Origin of the sequence: Chelativorans intermedius (assembly GCF_025398255.1) — a bacterium.
In the GTDB taxonomy this organism is placed as follows: Bacteria; Pseudomonadota; Alphaproteobacteria; order Rhizobiales; family Rhizobiaceae; genus Chelativorans; species Chelativorans intermedius.
Genome location: NZ_JAODNW010000021.1, coordinates 94,523 through 116,066, shown reverse-complemented (window position 1 = coordinate 116,066; position 21,544 = coordinate 94,523). Strand labels below are relative to the sequence as shown.

At 66.4% G+C, this 21,544-nt stretch carries 27 protein-coding genes; 18 read left to right on the top strand and 9 right to left on the bottom strand.

The window, feature by feature from the left end:
- Window positions 1-5 precede the first annotated feature (5 nt).
- From NYR58_RS15770 to NYR58_RS15760, 3 genes are all read right to left on the bottom strand, one after another.
- Window positions 6-386 (bottom strand): DUF4870 family protein, encoded by a 381-nt coding sequence (locus tag NYR58_RS15770; RefSeq protein ID WP_261522074.1) that lies wholly within the window; start codon window positions 384-386, stop codon window positions 6-8.
- 44 nt (window positions 387-430) lie between these two features.
- Entirely contained in the window at window positions 431-1,639 is a 1,209-nt protein-coding gene (gene glcE, locus NYR58_RS15765; RefSeq protein WP_261522073.1) for a glycolate oxidase subunit GlcE, read from the bottom strand.
- A 161-nt stretch (window positions 1,640-1,800) separates the two neighbouring features.
- A complete protein-coding gene (locus tag NYR58_RS15760) occupies window positions 1,801-3,297 on the bottom strand; it encodes an FAD-linked oxidase C-terminal domain-containing protein (RefSeq protein ID WP_261522072.1) in 1,497 nt (498 codons plus the stop codon).
- Between the two features lie 149 nt (window positions 3,298-3,446).
- Here NYR58_RS15760 and NYR58_RS15755 point away from each other — a divergent pair, with 149 nt between their 5' ends.
- The 5 genes from NYR58_RS15755 to NYR58_RS15735 are packed head-to-tail and all read left to right on the top strand — an operon-like array spanning window position 3,447 to window position 7,886.
- Window positions 3,447-4,256 (top strand): FadR/GntR family transcriptional regulator, encoded by an 810-nt coding sequence (locus NYR58_RS15755; RefSeq protein WP_261522090.1) that lies wholly within the window; start codon window positions 3,447-3,449, stop codon window positions 4,254-4,256.
- 13 nt (window positions 4,257-4,269) lie between these two features.
- Entirely contained in the window at window positions 4,270-5,043 is a 774-nt protein-coding gene (locus tag NYR58_RS15750) for a (Fe-S)-binding protein (protein WP_261522071.1), read from the top strand.
- A complete protein-coding gene (locus NYR58_RS15745) occupies window positions 5,043-6,479 on the top strand; it encodes a LutB/LldF family L-lactate oxidation iron-sulfur protein (RefSeq protein ID WP_261522070.1) in 1,437 nt (478 codons plus the stop codon). The genes NYR58_RS15750 and NYR58_RS15745 overlap by 1 nt, the downstream gene beginning before the upstream one ends.
- Entirely contained in the window at window positions 6,476-7,153 is a 678-nt protein-coding gene (locus tag NYR58_RS15740; protein ID WP_261522069.1) for a LutC/YkgG family protein, read from the top strand. The genes NYR58_RS15745 and NYR58_RS15740 overlap by 4 nt, the downstream gene beginning before the upstream one ends.
- Window positions 7,143-7,886 (top strand): metallophosphoesterase, encoded by a 744-nt coding sequence (locus NYR58_RS15735; RefSeq protein ID WP_261522068.1) that lies wholly within the window; start codon window positions 7,143-7,145, stop codon window positions 7,884-7,886. The genes NYR58_RS15740 and NYR58_RS15735 overlap by 11 nt, the downstream gene beginning before the upstream one ends.
- A gap of 4 nt (window positions 7,887-7,890) precedes the next feature.
- Here the strand turns inward: NYR58_RS15735 and NYR58_RS15730 are convergent, their stop codons facing one another.
- Entirely contained in the window at window positions 7,891-8,031 is a 141-nt protein-coding gene (locus NYR58_RS15730; protein WP_261522067.1) for a hypothetical protein, read from the bottom strand.
- 167 nt (window positions 8,032-8,198) lie between these two features.
- Here NYR58_RS15730 and NYR58_RS15725 point away from each other — a divergent pair, with 167 nt between their 5' ends.
- The 8 genes from NYR58_RS15725 to yihA all read left to right on the top strand — a co-directional run bounded on the left by NYR58_RS15725 (window position 8,199) and on the right by yihA (window position 15,055).
- Window positions 8,199-8,840, top strand: a complete 642-nt coding sequence (locus tag NYR58_RS15725) for a hypothetical protein (protein ID WP_261522066.1) — start codon at window positions 8,199-8,201, stop codon at window positions 8,838-8,840.
- A 31-nt stretch (window positions 8,841-8,871) separates the two neighbouring features.
- Complete coding sequence (locus tag NYR58_RS15720) at window positions 8,872-9,624, top strand: 16S rRNA (uracil(1498)-N(3))-methyltransferase (RefSeq protein WP_261522065.1); 753 nt, start codon at window positions 8,872-8,874, stop codon at window positions 9,622-9,624.
- Window positions 9,625-9,708: 84 nt separating this feature from the next.
- Window positions 9,709-11,082, top strand: coding sequence for a glutamate--cysteine ligase (locus NYR58_RS15715; RefSeq protein ID WP_261522064.1), 1,374 nt, complete (start codon window positions 9,709-9,711; stop codon window positions 11,080-11,082).
- 231 nt (window positions 11,083-11,313) lie between these two features.
- The gene (gene rpmH / locus NYR58_RS15710) at window positions 11,314-11,448 is read left to right on the top strand and encodes a 50S ribosomal protein L34 (protein ID WP_261522063.1); all 135 of its coding nucleotides are present in this window, start codon (window positions 11,314-11,316) and stop codon (window positions 11,446-11,448) included.
- A gap of 23 nt (window positions 11,449-11,471) precedes the next feature.
- Complete coding sequence (gene rnpA, locus NYR58_RS15705) at window positions 11,472-11,834, top strand: ribonuclease P protein component (RefSeq protein ID WP_261522062.1); 363 nt, start codon at window positions 11,472-11,474, stop codon at window positions 11,832-11,834.
- Between the two features lie 8 nt (window positions 11,835-11,842).
- Window positions 11,843-13,666, top strand: coding sequence for a membrane protein insertase YidC (yidC, locus tag NYR58_RS15700; protein ID WP_261522061.1), 1,824 nt, complete (start codon window positions 11,843-11,845; stop codon window positions 13,664-13,666).
- Window positions 13,667-13,760: 94 nt separating this feature from the next.
- Window positions 13,761-14,399: a CatB-related O-acetyltransferase gene (locus NYR58_RS15695; protein WP_261522060.1), complete on the top strand. Its 639-nt coding sequence runs from the start codon at window positions 13,761-13,763 to the stop codon at window positions 14,397-14,399.
- Window positions 14,396-15,055, top strand: coding sequence for a ribosome biogenesis GTP-binding protein YihA/YsxC (yihA, locus tag NYR58_RS15690; RefSeq protein ID WP_261522059.1), 660 nt, complete (start codon window positions 14,396-14,398; stop codon window positions 15,053-15,055). Before NYR58_RS15695 ends, yihA begins: the two co-directional genes overlap by 4 nt.
- A gap of 26 nt (window positions 15,056-15,081) precedes the next feature.
- Here yihA and msrB read toward each other — a convergent pair whose 3' ends face one another.
- Complete coding sequence (gene msrB / locus NYR58_RS15685; protein WP_261522058.1) at window positions 15,082-15,585, bottom strand: peptide-methionine (R)-S-oxide reductase MsrB; 504 nt, start codon at window positions 15,583-15,585, stop codon at window positions 15,082-15,084.
- Between the two features lie 159 nt (window positions 15,586-15,744).
- Between msrB and argB the strand changes: the two genes are divergently transcribed.
- The 4 genes from argB to NYR58_RS15665 all read left to right on the top strand — a co-directional run bounded on the left by argB (window position 15,745) and on the right by NYR58_RS15665 (window position 17,914).
- The gene (gene argB / locus NYR58_RS15680) at window positions 15,745-16,641 is read left to right on the top strand and encodes an acetylglutamate kinase (RefSeq protein WP_261522057.1); all 897 of its coding nucleotides are present in this window, start codon (window positions 15,745-15,747) and stop codon (window positions 16,639-16,641) included.
- A gap of 95 nt (window positions 16,642-16,736) precedes the next feature.
- Complete coding sequence (locus tag NYR58_RS15675; RefSeq protein WP_261522056.1) at window positions 16,737-17,117, top strand: hypothetical protein; 381 nt, start codon at window positions 16,737-16,739, stop codon at window positions 17,115-17,117.
- Window positions 17,114-17,599 (top strand): helix-turn-helix domain-containing protein, encoded by a 486-nt coding sequence (locus NYR58_RS15670; protein WP_261522055.1) that lies wholly within the window; start codon window positions 17,114-17,116, stop codon window positions 17,597-17,599. The genes NYR58_RS15675 and NYR58_RS15670 overlap by 4 nt, the downstream gene beginning before the upstream one ends.
- 9 nt (window positions 17,600-17,608) lie before the next feature.
- The gene (locus NYR58_RS15665) at window positions 17,609-17,914 is read left to right on the top strand and encodes a hypothetical protein (protein WP_261522054.1); all 306 of its coding nucleotides are present in this window, start codon (window positions 17,609-17,611) and stop codon (window positions 17,912-17,914) included.
- A gap of 9 nt (window positions 17,915-17,923) precedes the next feature.
- Here NYR58_RS15665 and NYR58_RS15660 read toward each other — a convergent pair whose 3' ends face one another.
- Window positions 17,924-18,826, bottom strand: a complete 903-nt coding sequence (locus NYR58_RS15660; RefSeq protein ID WP_261522053.1) for a DMT family transporter — start codon at window positions 18,824-18,826, stop codon at window positions 17,924-17,926.
- Window positions 18,827-18,899: 73 nt separating this feature from the next.
- Entirely contained in the window at window positions 18,900-19,664 is a 765-nt protein-coding gene (locus NYR58_RS15655; RefSeq protein WP_261522052.1) for a GGDEF domain-containing protein, read from the bottom strand.
- A 110-nt stretch (window positions 19,665-19,774) separates the two neighbouring features.
- Between NYR58_RS15655 and NYR58_RS15650 the strand changes: the two genes are divergently transcribed.
- Window positions 19,775-20,476: a pyrimidine 5'-nucleotidase gene (locus NYR58_RS15650; RefSeq protein WP_261522051.1), complete on the top strand. Its 702-nt coding sequence runs from the start codon at window positions 19,775-19,777 to the stop codon at window positions 20,474-20,476.
- Here the strand turns inward: NYR58_RS15650 and NYR58_RS15645 are convergent.
- Window positions 20,454-20,648: a hypothetical protein gene (locus NYR58_RS15645; RefSeq protein WP_261522050.1), complete on the bottom strand. Its 195-nt coding sequence runs from the start codon at window positions 20,646-20,648 to the stop codon at window positions 20,454-20,456. The genes NYR58_RS15650 and NYR58_RS15645 overlap by 23 nt on opposite strands.
- Before the next feature lie 56 nt (window positions 20,649-20,704).
- A complete protein-coding gene (locus NYR58_RS15640; RefSeq protein WP_261522049.1) occupies window positions 20,705-21,544 on the bottom strand; it encodes an LOG family protein in 840 nt (279 codons plus the stop codon).

The following is a 21,544-nucleotide window of genomic DNA, read 5'->3' as shown; positions in this document are numbered from 1 at the left end:
GGACGTTACAGGACCCAGCTCTGGGGGTTCTTGATCGGCTCGCGGCGGCTTACCGCCTGCAGGCCGATGACGATGCGCACCACCGCCCAGATGGCGACGGCGAGCATGAGCAGGAAGCCGATGCCCACCACCATGAGAAGCGCCGAGACGAAGCCGAAGAGAAGGCCGATCCAGAAGGTGCGGATCGCCCAGGTATAGTGGGTTTCCACCCATTCCTCGGACTTGCCGCGGTTCATGTAGGCCAGCACGATGCCCACCAGCACCGAAATGCCGATGACGAAACCGACCAGATAGAGAATGTAGATGACCTGGATGTTGGCAGGGCCGGGCTCCAGCCAGCCGTCGGTCTTGCGGGTTTGGGGGGCTTGCGGGTTGGTTTCGCTCATCATGGTCTCCCAGATTCGAGTGGCGACGACACCTTATCACGCGCTCAAGCCACGGCCATCCGCCCCGGATTGAGAATGTTGCGCGGATCGAACTGCGCCTTGAGCCGCGCCGAGAGCGCCACGAGCGCCGGCGGCTGCGGCTGAAAAACGGACACCGCCGCGCGCAGCGCCGGCGTGGCGCGCACCAGCGTGGCATGGCCGCCGCCGCAGCGGGCGATCAGCGTGCGCAGGGTTTCGGCCTTCGGCTCCGCCTCCATGCGCAGCCACAGCAGCCCGCCTTGCCAGTCGTAATAGGCGTTGGCGCCGGCCGCGCGGCGGAAGGCGTCGAGCATGCGGTGCCCCGCCATGGGCGCCATGGAGACGCGCCAGACCGGCGCGTCCGTCCCGTCGGCAAAGGGCCGGCAGTCGCGGATCTCCCGCCACAGGCGGCGCGACTGGGCCTCTTCCAGAACCTCGACAGCCCCGTGTGCCTTCATGCGCCTTCCCAGGCGCTCCACGCGGTAGGCCACCGACGGGCCGAAGCCCTCCACGCGCAGCACCGTGCGCGGACCGCCGGAGAACCCGCCGTCGAGGAAGCGCCCGATCACTCCTTCCGGCAGGTGCGCGGCGCCCGAGACCTCGCCGTCCGATCCCATGGCCTCGGCCATGGCGGCTGCTGCCTGCGCGTCGTCGAGACCGGCAATGGCGAGCGTTCTTTCCGTTTCTGCCGCCGGCAGCACCTTGAAGACGAGGTCGGTAACGACGGCGAGCGTGCCCCACGAACCGGCGAGCCCCTTGGAAAGGTCGTAGCCGGTGACATTCTTGACCACCCGTCCGCCGGACTTGAACGCCTCGCCCCGCCCCGACACGGCGTCGATGCCCAGGATGTGATCGCGCGCCGCCCCCGCCGCGATGCGCCGGGGGCCGGACAGGTTTGCCCCCAGCACCCCGCCCAGCGTGCCGCGTCCGGCCTTGCCGCCCAGGAGCGGGCCATAGTCCATCGGCTCGAAGGCGAGCCGCTGGCCATGCCGCGCAAGCAGCGCCTCCACCTCGGCCAGCGGCGTGCCGGCCCTGGCGGCAAGCACCAGCTCCTCCGGCTCGTAGAGCGTCACGCCCGCAAGCCTGGAAAGATCAAGCGTATGCTCCGCCTGCACCGGCCTGCCGATGCCCTGTTTCGTGCCGTGGCCGATGACTTCGAGCGGTGTTTCCTCCGCTGCGGCCCATCGCACGATTTCGTGCACTTCGGCCGAAGTGCCGGGGATGAAGGTGGTCAACGTGTCTCTCCGCGCAGCTTGGAAAGGCGCCTGCCCCTCGGCGACGGCCGTTCGCCCACGCCCCAGGCCGGATCCCGTTCCGCACGCCTCTTGAAGACGGCCGTTGCGCCATCCGCGATCCCCTCCGGGCTGGTCCGTTCGATCCGCTGGGAGAGCACGTGTCAAAACCTCTCCAGATCCGGGAACGGCATCTGCCCGCGGTGGATGTGCATGCGGCCGAGCTCGGCGCATCTGTGAAGCTGCGGAAACATCTTTCCGGGGTTGAGCAGGTGGTTCGGGTCGAAGGCGCATTTGACGCGCATCTGCTGGTTCAGGTCCTCCTCGGTGAACATCTCCGGCATCAGGTCGCGCTTTTCCACCCCCACGCCGTGCTCTCCGGTCAGCACGCCTCCCACCCGCACGCACAGCCGCAGGATGTCGGCGCCGAAGGCCTCCGCCTTCTCCAGCTCCCCGGGCTTGTTGGCATCGTAGAGGATGAGCGGGTGCAGGTTGCCGTCGCCTGCGTGGAAGACGTTCGCCACCCGCAGCCCGTATTTTTCCGAGAGCGTGCGCATGCCGGCGAGCACCCGCGGCAGCTCCTTGCGCGGGATGGTGCCGTCCATGCAGTAATAGTCGGGCGAGATGCGCCCCACGGCGGGGAAGGCCGCCTTGCGTCCGGCCCAGAATGCGGCGCGCTCCTCCTCCGAGTTCGACACGCGGCTGGTGGTGGCGCCGTTCCGGCGGGCGATCTCGCCCACACGTTCGATGAGGTGGTCCACCTCCGCCTGCGGCCCGTCGAGCTCGACGATCAGGAGCGCCTCCACATCGAGCGGATAGCCGGCATGGACAAAGTCCTCCGCGGCATGGATTGCCGGCCGGTCCATCATCTCCATGCCAGCGGGCACGATGCCGGCGGCGATGATCTCGGCCACGCATTGCCCGGCCTGCTCGCTGGAGGGAAAGCCGATCAGCATGGCGCGTGCCGTCTCCGGCTTCCTCAGGATGCGCACGGTCACCTCGGTGACGACGCCCAGCAGCCCCTCCGAGCCGGTCATGAGACCGAGCAGGTCGTAGCCTTCCGCATCCAGGTGCTTGCCGCCCAAGCGTATCACCTCACCGGTCATCAGCACCATTTCGACGCCGAGAATGTTGTTGGCCGTCAGCCCGTATTTCAGGCAGTGCACACCGCCCGAGTTTTCCGCCACATTGCCGCCGATGGAACAGGCGATCTGCGAGGACGGGTCGGGCGCATAGTAGAAGCCTTCATGCTCCACGGCGCGGGTGATGCCCAGATTGGTCACCCCCGGCTGCGCCACCACGGCGCGGTTGGCGAAGTCGATCTCGAGGATGCGGTTGAAACGGCTCATCACCAGGAGCACGGCATCGCCGAGCGGCAGCGCGCCGCCCGACAGCGAGGTGCCGGAGCCCCGCGGCACGACGCGGATGTTGCGCTCGTGGCAGTATTTCAGGATGCGCGAGACCTGCGCCACCGTCTCGGGCAGCACGACGACCATCGGAAGCTGGCGATAGGCCGTCAGCCCGTCGCTCTCGAAGGCGCGCATTTCCGCCTCGCTCTCGACCACGCCCTCGCCGGGCACGATGATGCGCATGTCGGCGACGATCTCCTCGCGCCTTTCAAGGGTGGCGGCGTTGAGCTCGGGCATCCTTGGCGTGGACATGGAGATGCGCTCCCGTGGGTCGAAGGCGGATGGTCCGGCGCCGCGGCACCGCACCCGCCTCTATCTCGCCAAAATTGGTTAAAACATTTGACCAATCTTCGTCAATCTCGCTAGACTGCGTGCCGCGGAAAATGGGGCCGGGCTTCATCGTGACCAGCATCTACTCCAGGATCGAGCATGCCCGCACGGCCGATGCCGTGGTGCGCCAGATCGAGGGGCTCATTCTTCAGGGCGTGCTGCGCGATGGCGATCGGCTGCCCGGCGAGAGGGAGCTGGCGGCGGAGATGAACGTCTCCCGCCCCATCCTGCGCGACGCGCTGAAGGCGCTGGAGGCGCGGGGCCTTCTCGTTTCCCGCCAGGGCGGCGGCACGCATGTGGCCAACATCGTCGGAGAGGTCTTCGCCCCGCCGATGCGTGAGCTCATCGCCACCCATCCGAAGGCCACGGCCGACTATCTGGAGTATCGCCGCGAGGTGGAGGCCGTGGCCGCCGAAATGGCGGCCCGCCGGGCCACCCCGGCCGACAAGGCCCTGCTCGCCGACATCGTCGCCCGCATGGAGCACGCCCACGCCGCGGCGGATTTCGACGCGGAGGCGGAGATCGACGTCGAGTTTCACAATGCCGTCGGCGAGTGCGCCCACAATTTCGTGCTCCTGCACACGCTGCGCTCCTGCTACAGGCTTCTGGCCGATGGCGTTTTCGTCAGCCGTGCGCGCATCTACGATCTGCCGGGCGCCCGCGAGGAGCTGCTCGCCCAGCACCGGGCGATCTTCCATGCCATTCGCGACGGCGATCCGGCGGCGGCGCGCGCCGCCGCCGTGGCCCACATCGCCTATATGGAGAAGAAGAGCGCCGAGGCCGAGCGCACCGGCGAGTGGGAGCGTATCGCCACGCTGCGCCTGCGCCAGCGCGCCGGCCAGCGCAAGCCAAACCGCAGGCCCGCTGCGGCCGGTTCATGAACAGGAAAGAGCCTTGAAACAGGAAACGCCCCAGAAGCCGCGCGTCGGCCTTTTTGTCACCTGTCTGGTCGATCTCTTCCGCCCCACGGTGGGATTTGCCGCCGTGAAGCTCGTCGAGGAGGCGGGCTGCGAGGTGGAGGTGCCCATGGCGCAGACCTGCTGCGGCCAACCCGCCTACAACTCCGGCGACCGCGAGGACGCGGTGGCGATTGCCAGGACCACCATCGAGACCTTCGAGGACTACGACTATGTCGTCGCGCCCTCCGGCTCCTGTGCAGGCATGCTCAGGAAGCACTATCCGGCGCTTTTCAAGGGCGATGCCTGGGAGGCGCGCGCCGCGGCGTTCAGCGCCAGGGTGCACGAGCTGACGAGCTTCCTCGTCGACGTGATGGGCATGGAGAGGGTGAGCGCTGCCCACGTGGGCAGCGTGACCTATCACGATTCCTGCTCCGGCCTGCGCGAGCTCGGCATCGCCGCGCAGCCGCGCCGCCTGCTCTCCTCGGTCGAGGGGCTGGAGCTCAGGGAGATGAAGGATGCCGATGTGTGCTGCGGCTTCGGCGGCACCTTCTGCGTGAAATATTCCGACATCTCCAACAAGATCGTGGAGGAAAAGGCCGCCAACATCGCCGCCAGCGGCGCCGAGACGCTGCTTGCCGGCGATCTGGGCTGCCTGATGAACATGGCCGGCAAGCTGCAGCGCCAGGGCAATGCGGTCAGGGTGCGCCACGTGGCGGAGGTGCTGGCCGGCATGGACGATGGCCCGGCCATCGGCGAGGGAGGGCGCTGATGCAGATCACTTCGCCGGCCTTCAAGGAGAACGCGCGCGGCGCGCTCGCCAATCCCGACCTGCAGAAGGCGCTGGGCCATGTGCGCCTGGGTTTCATCGACAAGCGGCAGAAGGCGGTGGACGCCCTGCCGGAGTTCGACGCCCTGCGCGATTCGGCCCGCGCCATCAAGGATCACGCGCTGGCCCATCTCGACCTTTATCTGGAAGCCTATGAGGAGAAGGTGAAGGCCGCGGGCGGGTACGTGCACTGGGCGCCGACGGCGGCCGATGCGCGCGCCGTCATCCTGGAGATATGCCGCGCCGCTGGCGCGCGCACGGTGACCAAGGGCAAGTCCATGATCACCGAGGAGATCGGCCTCAACGCCTTTCTGGAAAAGGAGGGCATCCGCCCCGTCGAGACCGATCTCGGCGAATATATCATCCAGCTTCGCGGCGAGCATCCCAGCCACATCATCGCCCCGGCGGTGCATCTGACCCGGGACCAGGTGGAAGCCGATTTCCGCCGCGCTCACGACCACCTGCCGGTGGCCCGCGATCTCTCGGAGCCTGAGTCGCTGCTGGCCGAGGCGCGGCGGGTGCTGCGCTCCCAGTATTTTGCCGCCGATGTGGGGATCACCGGCGCCAACTTCCTGGTGGCCGAGACGGGAAGCTCCGTCATCGTCACCAATGAGGGCAACGGCGACCTCACGCAGATCCTGCCGCGGGTGCATGTGGTGGTCGCCTCGATCGAGAAGATCGTGCCCACCATGGAGGACATGAGCCAGATCCTGCGGGTGCTCGCCCGCTCCGCAACCGGCCAGGACATGAGCGTCTACACCACCGTGTCCACGGGGCCGCGCCGCGAGGGCGACCCCGACGGCCCGGAGGAATATCACGTCGTCCTGCTCGACAACGGCCGTTCCGCCATGCTCGGCACCGAGTTTCAGGACATGCTCAGGTGCATCCGCTGCGGAGCGTGCATGAACCATTGCCCGGTCTATCACGCCGTGGGCGGCCACGCCTATGGCTGGGTCTATCCCGGTCCCATGGGGGCCGTTCTCACGCCCTCGCTCATCGGTGTGGACAAGGCTGGTCACCTGCCCAATGCCTCCACCTTCTGCGGGCGCTGCGAGGCCGTCTGCCCCATGCACATCCCGCTGCCCAGAATGATGCGCCACTGGCGCGAGCGGGAGTTCTCGCGCGGTCTGAACCCCGCCGCCCAGCGTTACGGACTGAGGGCGTGGGCCTTCTTCGCCCGCCGCCCGCGGCTTTACCGTCTGGCCGTATCGCTGGCGATTCCGGTGCTGTCGCGGCTGGGCCGGCGGCGCGGACGTTTTCGTCGCCTGCCGCTTGCCGGCGGCTGGACGCGGCACCGCGACCTGCCGGCCCCCGAAAGCCGCACCTTTCTGCAGCAATGGCGCGACCGGGATGCCGCGAGGCAGGAGGCACGTCCATGAACGCGCGCGATGCGATCTTGAACAGGATCCGCACCTCCCTCGGCGCCGCACCCGGCGATGCGGAGCGCCGCAGCCAGGTCGAGCGGCGCCTTGCCGAGGCGCCCGTCGGCGTGGTGCCGGCGCGCGGCCAGCGCCCGCAGAAGGCGAAGGTGGCGCTGTTCTGCGAGATGGCGGAAAAGGTTTCGGCCACCGTCAAGCGGGTGAAGAAGGCCGACGATGTGCCGCGCGCGGTCTCTGCCTATCTGCGCGCCAGGAACCTGCCGGCGGCGGTGCGCATGGGCGCGGATGAGCGCCTGAAGGCCATGCCATGGGCGGCTGTGCGCGCCCTCGAGGTGCGGCATGGCCCGGCCGATCCCGAGGATGCGGTTGGCGTGAGCCACGCCCTGGCCGGCATTGCGGAGACGGGCACCGTGGCGCTGTATTCCGGCGCCGACAACCCGACCACTGTCAATTTCCTGCCCGAGCATCATATCGTTGTCGTCAATGCGAGCGACATTGCCGGCGATCTGGAGACGGTGCTCTCCAGACTGCGGCAGGCATTCGGCAAGGGAAAGATGCCGCGCACGCTGAATCTGATCACCGGCCCGTCGCGTTCCGCCGACATTCAGCAGACATTGCTGCTCGGCGCGCACGGGCCGCGGGCGCTGCATCTGATCGTGGTCGATGGCGCATGAGGGCATCCATTTCGAGCAGGCGGCCGCGCCCGAAGGCATGCGCCTCTATGCGGTGGGAGACGTTCACGGCTGCCACGAACTGATGTCGCGGATGCATCGGCGCATCATGGCTGAGATCATGCATGATCGGCCGGCCGACTGGCGCATCATCTATCTGGGCGACTATGTCGACCAAGGTCCTGCCACGCGCCAGGTGCTGGATTTCCTGTGCCATGCGGCGCGAAGCGAGCCGCGCATTCTCGCGCTCGCCGGCAACCACGACATCGGCCTTCTGGATTTTCTGGCTGCTCCCGCCGCAGACGGGCTGTTCGCCAACAATGGCGGGGCTGCCACGGCGCGTTCCTATGGCGTCGATCTGCAGTTTTCCCACGACGACGCCCTCGTCCGCGGCCACGCCGCCCTGCAGGCAGCCATCCCCGACGCGCATCTCGCCTTTCTGCGCGGATTGAAGCTGTCGGTCTCCTTCGGCGATTTCTTCTTCTGCCACGCCGGCATCCGCCCCGGCGTGCCGCTCGATGCGCAGACGCCGGAGGATCTGGTGTGGATACGCGAAACCTTCCACCGTCACGAAGGGCTTCACCCGAAGGTGATCGTGCACGGCCACACTCCGGTGCCCGCGCCGGAGATTCGGCCCAATCGCGTCAACCTGGACACCGGCGCTTTCTACAGCGGACGGCTGAGCGCCCTCATGGTCGAAGGGCAGCGCAAGCGCCTGCTTCAGGAGTCTGGATAAGGGCCTACCGCGCGAAGCTGGTGATGCCGTAGCCGTCGTGCGCCTGATCGCCGCTGGAGGCGGTGGCGGCATAGATCCCCGCGCCGCTCGCCGCCACGGCGGTAAGCATCATCAAGGACAGCACGGCGACGCGTATCGGGCTCATGTCGTTTCCCCCATTCCGCAAACAAGCATAGAATGGCAATGGTTATCATTCGGTTCTCCGGGGCGGCCCGGAGCGGCCGCTCAATGCTGCACCGCACGCAAAAAGGCAAGAGGCAGTCCGTGACAATCCACGCCTTTGCCGGTGCGCTGTCGGGAGGGAAAAGACAGATGCCGCTTCAAAATCGTGTCGATCCCTTCGGTGACATCCACGCGGTTGCCGCGCGCGGCCTCTTTACCGGCAATCGCGGCATCCTCCATGATCCCCGCACCCGCACGCTGCGCACCCGCCGGTGGACCACCAGGGCATGGATCGTGTGCGCACTCGCCCTCGACGGCCGCCGCCGCGACGTGATGGGCCGCAACGGCCGCAATGGCGGCGCCGGCTGGACCGAGCTCTTCTTTCTCGACGAGGTGACGGCGCTGGCCGCCGGCCATCGCCCCTGCTTCTTTTGCCGGCGCGAAAGGGCACTCCATTTTGCCCGCTGCTTTGCGGCGGGAGCTGGCGACCGGGCGCGGGCCGGCGAGATCGACGCGCGGCTTCACGGCGAACGCCGCGCCTGCGGCGGCCCGGTTCTGCCGGTGGAGGTTGTACAGCTTCCCACCCTGCCGGATGGCACAATGCTCGAATCGGCCGGTCGGGCCTATGCGCTTTATCGCGGGCATCTTCTGCCGTGGGATTTTGGCGGCTACGGCCCGCCGCACGGGGCCGACGGGCTGCCCGGTCCCTTGGCCTTGCTCACCCCGCCCTCCACGGTCGCCGCCCTGCGCACCGGCTATCGTCCCGTCTGGCACCCCACGGCGCGGGCTTGACCGCAACCTTCGGCCGGCGCATCAAGCGCCCATGCGAGCGAACTACCGGATGCAACGGCTCTATGTGCCCGACGATCTGGGCGGCGGCGCGCAGGTGGAAACCGCGCGCGAACAGGCGCATTATCTGGCCCATGTCCTGCGGATGCGCGAGGGCGATGGGCTGCTGGTCTTCAACGGGCGCGACGGCGAATGGCTGGCCGAGATCGCCGCTCTTTCAAAGAAGGCCGTACGCCTGACGGTGAGGGAGCAGACACGGGCCCAGACGCCGGCCGGCGACCTGCTCTACTGTTTTGCGCCGCTCAAGCAGGGCCGTCTCGACTATCTGGTGCAGAAGGCGGTGGAAATGGGGGTCGGGCATCTGCAGCCGGTCCTCACCCAGCACACGCAGGTGCCCAGGCTCGGCCTGCCGCGCCTTCAAGCAAATGTGATCGAGGCGGCAGAGCAGTGCGGCGTGCTGTCGCTGCCCACCGTGCACACGCCTGTCAAGCTCGACCGGCTTCTGGCTGGCTGGGAGGCCGACAGGCGTCTCGTCTTCTGCGACGAGGATGCGCCCACCAACGACCCCCTGGCGGCGCTGGGCGGGCTGAAGGGCGCCAGGCTTGGCCTTCTGGTAGGGCCGGAAGGCGGGTTTTCGGAGGCGGAAAGGGAGATGCTGCGCGCGCTGCCCTTCGTGGTGCCCATACCCCTGGGGCCGCGCATCCTGCGCGCCGACACCGCCGCTGTCGCTGCCCTGGCGCTCATCCAGGCCGTGGCCGGCGACTGGCGGGAGGAGGCGCCGGCCTGAAGACGCCTTCAGAACTTTTCGCTTGATTGCCGCCTGCGACTTCGCCAATCAGGCGGTGCTTCTGAGACAGGCCCGGAGAGGACCATGGCGCGAGATACGACCGACAGCCGGCCGATTGAAGCCGTTGAGGAGCTGGTCGCCTATCTCGCTTCCGGCTGCAAGCCGAAGGACGCCTGGCGCATCGGCACCGAGCATGAGAAGTTTCCCTTCTATGTCGATGGAAACCTGCCCGTGCCCTATGAGGGGCCGCGCGGCATCCGCGTCCTGCTGGAAGGCATGCAGCGCCTGCTCGGCTGGGACGCCATCGAAGATGCCGGGCGCATCATCGGCCTTGTCGGGCCGACGGGGCAGGGCGCCATCTCGCTGGAGCCCGGCGGCCAGTTCGAGCTTTCGGGGGCGGCCCTCGAAACGCTGCATCAGACCTGCCGGGAGAGCAACGCGCATCTGGCGCAGCTTCGCGAGATCGCAGAGCCGCTGGGCATCCGCTTCCTCGGGCTGGGCGCCAGCCCCAAATGGCTGCTGTCGCAGACGCCGAAAATGCCCAAGTCGCGCTACGACATCATGACCGCCTACATGCCGAAGGTGGGCCGCCACGGGCTGGACATGATGTACCGCACCTGCACCATCCAGGTGAATCTCGACTTCTCGTCCGAGGCCGACATGCGCCGCAAGATGCAGGTGGCAACCCGGCTGCAGCCGCTGGCCACCGCGCTCTTTGCCAATTCGCCTTTCACCGACGGGGCGCCCAACGGCTTCCAGTCCTGGCGTGCCGAGATCTGGCGCGACACGGACAACCAGCGCGCCGGTCTTCTGCCCTTCGTCTTCCGGCCGGACTTCGGCTTTGCCGATTATGTGGAGTGGGCGCTCGACGTGCCGATGTATTTCGTCATCCGTGAAGGGCGCTACTACGACTGCACCCATGTCACCTTCCGCCAGTTCATGGGCGGGGCGCTGCGCGACACCGTGCCCGACGGCACGCCCACCATGGGCGACTGGGCCAACCACCTGTCCACCCTGTTCCCCGATGTGCGGCTGAAGCGCTTTCTGGAAATGCGCGGTGCCGACGGCGGTCCGTGGCGGCGCATCTGTGCGCTGCCCGCCTTCTGGGTCGGGCTGCTCTACGACGAGGCGGCGCTCGATGCGGCGGAGGAGCTGACCGGAGGGTGGAGCTTCGAGGAGGTCAACGCCCTGCGCGATGCGGTGCCCGCCGAGGGGCTGTCGGCGCGCTTCCGCAATCATGAGCTGCGCGAGACGGCGCGCGAGGTGCTGGCCATTTCCCGCGCGGGGCTGAAACGCCGCGCCAGGCTCAACCGCGAGGGTTTCGACGAGAGCGACTTTCTCGCCCCCCTGGAGGAGATCGTCGCCCGCGGCACGACCAGCGCCCAGGAGCTGTTGACCGCCTTTCGCACGCGCTGGGGCGGCTCGATCGAGCCGGTGTTCCTGGAACAGGCGTATTAAGCCGGGGGCGAATGCGCCACGGGGCCGGCGGCGGCGCCCCGCCCCCGCAGTCCCTCGCAATTCGCCTTTCGGGCCTTTCCCCTTCATTGACTTTCCCGACCCCACTTCTTATAAGCGCCGCACGTTCGGGCCAGCCGCCCGGCGCGTGGTTTCATGCGTCCCGGCGGTTCGCAAACGCTCCTGTTCCTTGAGACAGAATGAAGAAGGGCCGCACGCCGCGGTATTAAATAAATGAAGCGCACCTATCAGCCCTCCAAGCTCGTCCGCAAGCGCCGGCACGGTTTCCGCGCGCGCATGGCCACCAAGGGCGGCCAGCGTGTTCTTGCTGCCCGCCGCAGCCGTGGCCGCAAGCGGCTTTCGGCCTAGGTGGCCGGCACGGGGCCTCGGCATTGGCAGGCCGGGCGCGGCAGAGATTGCCCGAGCGCCTCAGAAAGCGTGCCGAGTTCCTGGCGGTGCGCCGCGGCACGCGGCGGCGCGGGCCGTTCTTTCTGCTTGAGGTACTGGAGCGCGGCGACGCAAACCCGCCGCGCCTTGGCATCACGGTGACGAAGAAGGTCGGCAACGCCGTGGAGCGCAACCGTATCCGCCGCCGCCTGCGCGAGGCCGTTCGCGTTCACGCTGCCGGTGACATGGCGCCCGGCACGGACTATGTGATCGTGGGAAGGCGCGAGATACTGGACGCGCCCTTCTCGGCGCTGAAGGACGAGCTTTCCCGCCGCTTTCGCGGCAAGAAACCCGCACGCACGGGCTAGGGACACCCATGGACAACAACCGCAACCTCCTCATCACGATCGCGCTGTCGGTGATCATCCTGACCGTGTGGCAGATGCTCTATGTCAACCCGCGCATCGAGGCCGAGCGCGAGGCTGCCCGCATCGAAGCCGAGCAGGCGGCGCAGCCGGGCGTGGGTGCCGGCGGGCAGGCGGCAGACGTTCCCGCACCCGGCGCGACGGATGCGGGCGGGGCGGCTTCCGTTCCCGGCTCGACGGCGCAGGGGGCGGGCCCGGCCACGCTCGAGGCGGCACTGGCTGCCGGGCAGCGCGTGCGCATCGAGACGCCGCGTCTTTCCGGCTCCATCAATCTGCGTGGCGCACGCCTCGACGATCTGCTCCTCAAGGACTATCGCGTCACGGTGGAGGACGACTCGCCCAACATCAGGCTGCTCAATCCCTCCAGCCTCGCCGATGGCTACTATGTGGAGACCGGCTATGTGGGCGCGCCGGATCTCGGCAGCCTGCCGGGCCCCGACACGGTGTGGCAGGTGGCCGAGGGCGAGGTGCTGACCCCTCAGAGCCCCGTCACCCTCACCTACACCAACGAGAAGGGATTGACCTTCACGCGCATCGTGGAGGTGGACGAGAACTACATGTTCACCGTCTCCGACACGGTGCGCAATGCCAGCGGCGCGCCCGTAACGCTGCAAAGCTACGGCCGCACGACGCGCCTCGGCCGGCCGCAGACCTCCGGCATCTACATCCTGCATGAGGGTCTGATCGGCGTCACTGGCGAGGAAGGGCTGCAGGAGATCGACTATTCCGATGTCGAGGAGGCGCCGGTGCGTCCCGGCAGGTCCAGTGACGGCTGGCTGGGCATCACCGACAAGTACTGGGCGGTGACGATGGTGCCGCGCGCCGGCACCGATTTCCAGCCGCGCTATGCGCATTTCGCGGATGGCCGGCCGCGTTATCAGGCCGATTTCCTGTCCGATCCGCTGACCGTGGCCGACGGGGCGAGTGCCACGGTGGAGACGCTGGTCTTCGCCGGCGCCAAGGAGGTCAACGTCATCGATTCCTACGAGGTGGAGCGCGGCATCCGCCAGTTCGAGCTTCTCATCGACTGGGGCTGGTTCTACTTCATCACCAAGCCGATGTTCTATCTCATCGACTGGCTCTATCGTCTGCTCGGCAATTTCGGCCTGGCCATCCTGGCCACCACGGTGGTCGTCAAGCTGGTCTTCTTCCCGCTCGCCAACAAGTCCTACAAGTCGATGGCGAACATGAAGAAAGTGCAGCCTGCCATGCTGGAGATCCGCGAGAAATACGCGGATGACAAGATGAAGCAGCAGCAGGCGATGATGGAGCTGTACAAGAAGGAAAAGATCAATCCGCTGGCCGGCTGCTGGCCGATCCTCATCCAGATTCCGGTCTTCTTCGCGCTCTACAAGGTGCTCTACGTCACCATCGAGATGCGTCACGCTCCCTTCTTCGGCTGGATCCAGGATCTGTCGGCGCCGGATCCCACCTCGATTTTCAACCTGTTCGGCCTTCTGCCCTACGACGTGCCCTCCTTCCTGATGATCGGCGTGTGGCCCATCATCATGGGCATCACCATGTTCCTGCAGATGCGCATGAACCCGACGCCGCCGGACCCCACCCAGGCGATGATTTTCACCTGGATGCCGGTGGTCTTCACCTTCATGCTTGCTGCGTTCCCGGCGGGGCTCGTCATCTACTGGGCCTGGAACAACCTGCTGTCGATCATACAGCAGGCCGTCATCATGAAGCGCCAGGGCGCCAAGATCGAGCTTTGGGACAATCTGGTGGCCCTGTTCCGAAGAAGTAAGAACCCCAACCCGGCGGAGTAGCGGGAGGCGCGCCTCCCGCTCGTGCATCCTTGCCTGTCGCTTCGCCCGCGGCGACAATCGGCATGCCGCATCGCTCCATCAGGGAGGACCCGCCATGCACGGACCGAAGCCCGAGCTCAAGCATCCGATCAACCTGCATCCGCGCGTCGGCTTCCTCAAGCCGCTCGTCGACCGGCCGAACATCGAAATCGGCGAGTACACCTATTACGACGACCCCGAGGGCCCTGACCTCTTCGCCGAAAAATGCGTGCTGCATCACTATGAGTTCATCGGCGACAGGCTCGTCATCGGGCGCTTCTGCGCCATTGCCGAGGGCGCGCGCTTCATCATGAACGGCGCAAACCACGTCCTGTCGGGCTTTTCCACCTATCCCTTCAACATCTTCGGCCAGGGCTGGGAGAAGGGCTTCGACGAGGAGACCTGGCGGCGCGAGATGCGCGGCGACACCGTGATCGGCAACGATGTGTGGATCGGCTTCGACGCCGTCATCATGCCCGGCGTCACCATCGGCGATGGCGCCATCGTCGGCGGCCGCGCTGTCGTCACCCACGACGTGCCTGCCTACGCGGTGGTGGCGGGCAACCCGGCGCGGGTGGTGAAGAGGCGCTTCGACGATCTCACCATCCGCCGGTTGTTGAAGATCGCCTGGTGGAACTGGCCGGCCGACAAGATCACCCGCAATCTCGACGCCATTCGCGGCAACGATCTGGCCCTTCTGGAGAAGGCGGAATGACGCGCGTTGCCGTCGAACCCGTGGAGGGCGGGCTGTTTGTGAAGCCGTGGATCTTCATCCGCGGTGTGCCGGCGATGAAGTTCCTGCCGCCGGAAGGGCCGCCGGAGGTGGCCTTTGCCGGGCGCTCCAACGTGGGCAAGTCCTCGCTTCTCAACGCCTTGGTGGGCCGCCGCGGCCTTGCCCGCACCTCCAACACGCCGGGCCGCACGCAGGAGCTCAACTATTTCGTGCCGGACGGCTATGGCGGGGAGGGGGCTCGTCTGCCCCCCATGGCGCTGGTCGATATGCCGGGCTATGGCTTTGCCAAGGCGCCAAAGGCGCAGGTCGAGGCGTGGACCAGGCTGGTCTTCGACTATCTGCGCGGCCGCGTGACGCTGAAGCGTGTCTATCTCCTGATCGATTCCCGCCACGGCGTGAAGAAGATCGACGAGGAGGTGATGGACCTGCTCGACTCCGCCGCTGTCTCCTACCAGGTGGTGCTCACCAAGACCGACAAGATCAAGCCGCCCGCCGTTTCCCGGCTGGTGGAGGAAACCCGACGCGCCATCGCAAGACGCCCCGCCGCCTATCCCGAGGTCCTCGCCACCTCGGCGGAGAAGGGGATGGGCATCGACGATTTGCGCGTGGCTGTCGCCCGTGCCGTTCAGGATCGTTGAGGCGGCGTTGAGGCCATGGCGGCATCCTATGCCGCTTCTTTCGGCCGGAAGGTCAGCGCCACGCCGTTGATGCAATGGCGCTTGCCCGTGGGCGGCGGGCCGTCATCGAAGATGTGGCCGAGATGGCCGCCGCAGCGGGCGCAATGGCACTCCGTGCGCACCATGAAGAAGGAACGGTCCTCCTTGGTGCCGATGGCGCCGGGCAGCGATTCCCAGAAGCTCGGCCAGCCGGTTCCCGAATCGTATTTCGCTTCCGAGGAATAGAGGGGCAGGTCGCAGCCCGCACAATGGTAAAGCCCGGCGCGCTTTTCATTGTTGAGCGGGCTGGTGAAGGCTCTTTCGGTGGCCTCCTCGCGCAGCACGGCATATTGCATCGGCGTGAGGATCGCCCGCCACTCCTCCTCCGTCTTGGTGATCTCGAAGGTCTCGGCCATGGCGCCGGCGCCCGGTCTGCCGCGCAGGAGGAACGTGCCGCCGGCCAGCGCGGCAAGCGCGCCCACGCTGCCATAGAGGAAGTTGCGGCGTTTCATCGGTGTCATCTCCATTCTCGTCTGCAGGCAGGATAGGAACGTTCGCGCCTCACCTGCAAATCAATGGGCCGTGAGGGGCGTGGCGGCCGCGCGCATTGCGGCGTTTGCGCGCCGTCTCGAATGCGCTATGAGAGCGGCAAGCGATGGAGGACCAGCCACATGAGCGAGATTGCCGAGACCACCGCCGAGGCCCAGGCGCGCCTGCTTTCCGCGGCGCTGCCCTATATGCAGCGCTACGAGAACAAGACCGTGGTGGTGAAGTATGGCGGCCATGCCATGGGCGATGCCGCGCTCGGCCGCGCCTTTGCCCGCGATGTGGCGCTTCTCAAGCAGTCCGGCGTCAACCCCATCGTGGTGCATGGCGGCGGGCCGCAGATCGCGGCGATGCTCAAGAAGATGGGCATCGAATCGAAGTTCGAGAGCGGCCTGCGCGTGACAGACCGCAAGACGGTGGAGATCGTCGAGATGGTGCTCGCCGGCTCCATCAACAAGGAGATCGTGGCCCTCATCAATGCCGAGGGCGAGTGGGCCATCGGCCTGTGCGGCAAGGACGGCAACATGGTCTTTGCGCAGAAGGCGCACAAGACGGTCACCGACCCCGATTCCAACATCGAGCGGGTGCTCGATCTGGGCTTCGTCGGCGAGCCGGTGGAGGTCGACCGCACGCTTCTCGACCTGCTTGCCCGCTCGGAGATGATTCCCGTCATCGCCCCGGTGGCGCCCGGCCGTGACGGCCACACCTACAACATCAACGCCGATACCTTCGCCGGCGCCATCGCCGGCGCGGTGAAGGCGACACGGCTTCTCTTCCTCACCGATGTGCCCGGGGTGCTCGACAGGAGCGGGAACCTCATCGACGAGCTGACGGTGTCGGAAGCGCGCGCCCTCATCCGCGACGGCACCATCTCCGGCGGCATGATCCCGAAGGTTGAGACCTGTATCGAGGCCATCGAGCGGGGCGTGGAGGGCGTCGTCATCCTCAACGGCAAGACGGCGCACGCGGTGCTGCTCGAGCTCTTTACCGAACACGGCGCCGGCACGCTCATCGTTCCCTGATCGTCGTTCCCATGGATCGATCCGCGCGCTATGCTGCGCGGATGGGAAAAGGGCTGGATAATTTATAAGCTATAGCTTATATTCTGGGGGTGGGCGTGGCCGTATGGGTCTACTATGGAGACGATTTCGACGCCGCCGATGAGCTTCGCTCTCTTCGAGACGCCTATACCGGTGATTTCGACAAGAGTTCGGGGATCGTCAGTGGCTTTTACGAGCTCAGCGAGATCAGGAACAACGGTTTTCTCCCGCATGATCGGTGGTCGCGCCATGGCAATCTGTTTCTCTTTCAGGAATATAAGTTCCGCATGGCGGCGACCGTGCCGGGCGATGGCCGGCTGCAGACCCGGGACGTCATGCTCGTCGTTTCGGAAACCTTCGACCTGCGGGCGCAGGCCCGGTCCACGCAATCGGCGTTTCTGGATCGCGCGCGGGAGCGGATAGGGCGGGGAAGGGTGCGCAGATGGAGCCTGCTATGACGAGCTTCGATCAAGAACTGCAGTCGATCGAGAACGATCCTCGTCTGCGCCTGGCGCTCGTGCGCACCAGGGCCGCGCGCAATATTGCCCGGCTTCTCGCCGGAATGCGCAAGGATGCCGCGCTGACACAGGCGCAGCTTGCCGCGCGCCTCGGCGTAAGTCAGGCACGGATATCGCAGGTTGAAAGCGGATTGATCGACCATGCGCCTTCGGTCGATTTCGCTTTTGCCTATGCCGCAGCCTGCGACCGCACCATCATGATGACGGCTGCACCGCTTGAGGAGACGGCAGACAAGGGGGTTTCTGCGCATGTGCTCGATGAAGTGGTGGCGGCGGTGGCGCCGGAACTTTCGCGGGAGGAGGTCGAGCATGTCGGTGCCGATATGACGCGGCTTCTTGATCAGGCACGCGAGGCCCATGCGGAGGAGGCGCAGGGCGCAGCCGAAGACACGGCCACTTCGCCCGGCAAGTCGGTTCCCTAGGAGAGAAACTTGCTTCAGATGCTTTTCAGCGGCTCCGGCGCCGCGCTCATCTCGGGCCTACTGGGATTTTTCGGTTCGGTCGCATTGGCAGTTCCGGCGATCTCATCCGTCGATTCGCGCAGGACACTCCTGCAGCTGCAGCGCCTGCAGCTGGAACTGAAGGTTCCAAGCGCATTCGACCAGCAGGCCAAACCTCTCCTCAAGCGGGCATTGCGCGAGATCGCGACGGAACGTTGGTGGTACAGAACCGGTTTTGCCCTCCTTGGCCTGTCCTTCGCGCTGACGGTCGCAAAGGCGCTTTTCGAAGGCTCATAGCGGCGCGCTCTATACCAGCACCAGAACCAGGATGCCGGCCACGATGAGCAGGCAGCCGGCGACTTCCGTACGGTTGATCGTCTCGCGGAAGAACCAGACGCTGGAGGCGAAGGTAAAGATCATCTCGATCTGCGCCAGCGCCTTGACCACCGCTGCCTGTTGCAGCGTCATCGCCGTAAACCAGCCGAGGGAGGCGGTGGCACCGACCAGGCCGACGAAGAGGGAAGGTTTCCACGCCTTGCCGATGCGGCCGATCTCCGCGCGGTCCCGCCACAGCATCCAGCCCAGCATGAGCACCGTCTGGAAGGCGATGGTGAAAAGCAGCGTCGTCGCCCCCTGCATCAGGAAGTTGGGCTGTCCGAGCGACAGGGAGGCAGCGCGGTAGGAAACGGCGGCAACGCCGAACAGGGTGCCTGAGGCAAGGCCGATCAGCGCGTTGCGGCTGCCAAGGCCGGCCGCCAGGTTGCGCCAGCTCATCGGCGCATGCGCCACGGAGATCAGCATCACGCCCACGACGGTGATGGCAATGGCAAGCAGCGTTGCGGGGCCTGACAGCTCGCCCAGGAAGACAAGTCCGAAAACGGCCGCCTGCACCGGCTCGGTGCGCGAATAGGCGGTTCCCACGGCGAAGTTGCGGAACGAGAAGAGGTGGATGAGCAGGAACTGGGCGGCGATCTGCGTCAGCCCGCCCACCAGCACCCAGCCGAGGAATGCCGCATTGGGGCGGGAGAAGGCAAAGCCCGCGCCGAAGTGGAGGATAAGGACGAAAAGGAGGGCGAAGGGCAGGCCGAAGCCGAAGCGCACGAAGGTGGCGCCCGTCGTGCCCATCACGCCCTTGAGGTGCTTCTGCGCCGCCGAGCGCAGATTCTGCAGGAAGGCAGCGGCGATGGTGATGGGAATCCACAGTTCCATGCGGGAGATCCGAAGAAGAAGGCGTGCGCAGACCTAGCCGCCGCCGCGCCGGCGTGCAACACCGCCGGCGGTCTCAGGCAGCGGCCTGGCCGCTGGCTCCGCCCGTCACCACGACGTTGCGGCCACGCCGTTTGGCCTCGTAGAGCCGCTTGTCGGCCGTGCCCATCAGCCGGGAGAAGCTGGTCTCGCCGTTTTCGGCCGCCACGCCGATGCTGACCGTCAGCCGCACGGGCGGATAGCCGCTGGGACGGAAGACGGCCTCCTCCACCGCCTGGCGCACGCGCTCGGCAACGCCGAAAGCCTGGTCGAGATCGGCGCCGGCCAGGAAGATGCCGAACTCCTCGCCACCCAGACGCCCCTTCACATCCGACCGGCGCACCGCGCCGGCCAGCGCCCGTGCGATGATGCGCAGCGCCTCGTCGCCTTCGAGATGGCCATAGGTGTCGTTGATGCGCTTGAAGTTGTCGGCGTCCAGCAGAAGCAGGGCGCCTTTCGCATTCTTTTGCAGCCTTTCCTCCACAGCGGCGATGAAGGCGCTGCGGTTGAGAAGTCCGGTCAGGTCGTCCCGGCGGGCGCGTTCGGCCAGCTTTTCGTGCATCGTCGCCAGCTCGCAGTGCGCCTGTGTCAGCGCCGCATGAGCGGCGGCGATCTTGCGCTTCTGGTCAAAGCTGTAGGCGCTGGCGGGAAAGGCCACCAGGGTGGGGCAGACGATGGAAAGCGTAACGGCAAGCCCGTCCATCGCCATGCCCATCGCGGACAGCAGCGTCCAGCAGATGACCAGCGAAGCGAGGATGGAAAAGAAGGTGACGCGCGCGGCGTGGACAAGGACTTCCTTCAATGGCGATCTCCCGGATGGTCTGGATTGTTATTCTCAAAAGCCGTTTTCACCTTCCTTGTACGGACTGCTAAAAATTGAATGAACGGGTGAAAATCTGTCATAAGGTCTTCATGACAAACCGCCCCGATCCGCACCGATTCGCCCATGTGACCGAGTGGGTTTTCGACCTCGACAACACGCTCTATCCCCATCACAGCAACCTGTTCTCGCAAATCGACGTGCGGATGACGGAGTATGTGTCGCAGCTCCTCGGCCTGCCGCGAGAGGAAGCCCGCAAGGTGCAGAAGGAGCTCTACCGCGCCTATGGCACCACGCTGAAGGGCCTGATGGAGCGCTACCGCGTGGACCCCGACGATTTCCTGCAGAAGGTGCACGACATCGACTATGGATGGCTCGATCCCGATCCGGCGCTGGGCGAGGCCATTCGCGCATTGCCGGGGCGCAAGTTCATCTTCACCAATGGCAGCCGCAGTCACGCCGAGCGGGCGGCGCGCCAGCTCGGCATCCTGGATCATTTCGAGGACATCTTCGACATCGTCGCCGCCCGGCTGACGCCCAAGCCGGCGGCCGGCACCTACGACCTCTTTCTCGACCTGCACGCCGTGGCGGGGCCCAGCGCCGTGATGTTCGAGGATCTGGCGCGCAATCTGCGCGTGCCCAAGGCGCTCGGCATGACGACGGTTCTCGTCGTGCCGAGGAACTTTGAACCCGATTTCGCCGACATCTGGGAGGCCGACAGGGAGGAGAAGGACCACGTGGATTACGTGACCGACGATCTGACCGCCTTTCTCACGGCGCTCGTGGCGGGGTAGGGCGGCGCGTCCTGCGGCCGGGCGGATAGGCAGCCCGCTCCAGCGCCTCCTGCCGTTCGCGCTCCTTCTGCAGCGCGTGGCGTATGGCCTCCTCGGTGGCGTGCGTGGGATGGCCGAGGTCCAGCGCCTGCTGATTCTCCATCATCTCGTCGTCGGGAACGCTTCTCGGCATGTCGGTCTTCCTTCCCCTTGGGCAACGCTTTGCGCGCCGTGCATGTTCCCGCCGCCTCACAGCTTGTAGAAGGCGGCAATCTGCGCCCACGCATCCTCGGCCGTGTCGGTGAAGGTGATGAGTTCCTCGTCTCCGGGGGAGATGGTTCCCTGTTCGGCCAGGAAGGACAGGTTGATCGCGCGGCGCCAGAACTCCTTGCCGAACATGAGGATCGGCACGCGCTCCATGCGCCCGGTCTGGATGAGCGTAAGCGCTTCGAAGAGCTCGTCCATCGTGCCGAAGCCGCCGGGGAACACCGCCACCGCCTTCGCCCGCATCATGAAATGCATCTTGCGGATGGCGAAGTAGTGGAAATTGAAGCACAATTCGGGCGTCACATAGAGGTTGGGCGCCTGCTCGTGCGGCAGCACGATGTTGAGGCCGATCGAGGGCGCGCCGCAATCGGCCGCTCCCCGGTTGCCCGCCTCCATGACGCCGGGGCCGCCGCCGGTGACGACCACATATTCGCGGTAGTTGGACTTGGCCGACTGCTCGGAACACAGCCGCGCGAACTTGCGCGCTTCGTCATAGTAGCGGCTGTTGGCCTCCAGATTCTTCTTCTGCACCGCGTTCTTGGCCGCCCAGGCTTCGCCGCCGGGCTCGGGAATGCGGGCGCCCCCGAACAGGATGACGGTGGAGCGGATGCCACGTTCGCTCAGCGCCATTTCCGTCTTCAGCAGTTCGAGCTGCAGGCGCACCGGCCTCAGCGCCCGGCGTGTCATGAAGTTTTCGTCGTCCCAGGCCAGCCGGTAGGTGTCGGATCGGGTCTGCGGCGTATCCGGCACGCTGCGCGCGCGCTTCAGGTCTTCGTCGGAGTGTGGCAGCGGTGTCCAGCCACTTGTTTCGCTCGGCTTCAT

Coding starts and splice junctions, on each gene's coding strand:
- NYR58_RS15770 (WP_261522074.1), bottom strand. CDS start 386: ATGAGCGAAACCAACCCGCAAGCCCCCCAAACCCGCAAGACCGACGGC.
- NYR58_RS15760 (WP_261522072.1), bottom strand. CDS start 3,297: ATGTCCACGCCAAGGATGCCCGAGCTCAACGCCGCCACCCTTGAAAGG.
- NYR58_RS15745 (WP_261522070.1), top strand. CDS start 5,043: ATGCAGATCACTTCGCCGGCCTTCAAGGAGAACGCGCGCGGCGCGCTC.
- NYR58_RS15740 (WP_261522069.1), top strand. CDS start 6,476: ATGAACGCGCGCGATGCGATCTTGAACAGGATCCGCACCTCCCTCGGC.
- NYR58_RS15735 (WP_261522068.1), top strand. CDS start 7,143: ATGGCGCATGAGGGCATCCATTTCGAGCAGGCGGCCGCGCCCGAAGGC.
- NYR58_RS15730 (WP_261522067.1), bottom strand. CDS start 8,031: ATGAGCCCGATACGCGTCGCCGTGCTGTCCTTGATGATGCTTACCGCC.
- NYR58_RS15725 (WP_261522066.1), top strand. CDS start 8,199: ATGCCGCTTCAAAATCGTGTCGATCCCTTCGGTGACATCCACGCGGTT.
- NYR58_RS15720 (WP_261522065.1), top strand. CDS start 8,872: ATGCGAGCGAACTACCGGATGCAACGGCTCTATGTGCCCGACGATCTG.
- NYR58_RS15715 (WP_261522064.1), top strand. CDS start 9,709: ATGGCGCGAGATACGACCGACAGCCGGCCGATTGAAGCCGTTGAGGAG.
- rpmH (WP_261522063.1), top strand. CDS start 11,314: ATGAAGCGCACCTATCAGCCCTCCAAGCTCGTCCGCAAGCGCCGGCAC.
- yidC (WP_261522061.1), top strand. CDS start 11,843: ATGGACAACAACCGCAACCTCCTCATCACGATCGCGCTGTCGGTGATC.
- NYR58_RS15695 (WP_261522060.1), top strand. CDS start 13,761: ATGCACGGACCGAAGCCCGAGCTCAAGCATCCGATCAACCTGCATCCG.
- yihA (WP_261522059.1), top strand. CDS start 14,396: ATGACGCGCGTTGCCGTCGAACCCGTGGAGGGCGGGCTGTTTGTGAAG.
- msrB (WP_261522058.1), bottom strand. CDS start 15,585: ATGAAACGCCGCAACTTCCTCTATGGCAGCGTGGGCGCGCTTGCCGCG.
- argB (WP_261522057.1), top strand. CDS start 15,745: ATGAGCGAGATTGCCGAGACCACCGCCGAGGCCCAGGCGCGCCTGCTT.
- NYR58_RS15670 (WP_261522055.1), top strand. CDS start 17,114: ATGACGAGCTTCGATCAAGAACTGCAGTCGATCGAGAACGATCCTCGT.
- NYR58_RS15660 (WP_261522053.1), bottom strand. CDS start 18,826: ATGGAACTGTGGATTCCCATCACCATCGCCGCTGCCTTCCTGCAGAAT.
- NYR58_RS15650 (WP_261522051.1), top strand. CDS start 19,775: ATGACAAACCGCCCCGATCCGCACCGATTCGCCCATGTGACCGAGTGG.
- NYR58_RS15645 (WP_261522050.1), bottom strand. CDS start 20,648: ATGCCGAGAAGCGTTCCCGACGACGAGATGATGGAGAATCAGCAGGCG.
- NYR58_RS15640 (WP_261522049.1), bottom strand. CDS start 21,544: ATGAAGCCGAGCGAAACAAGTGGCTGGACACCGCTGCCACACTCCGAC.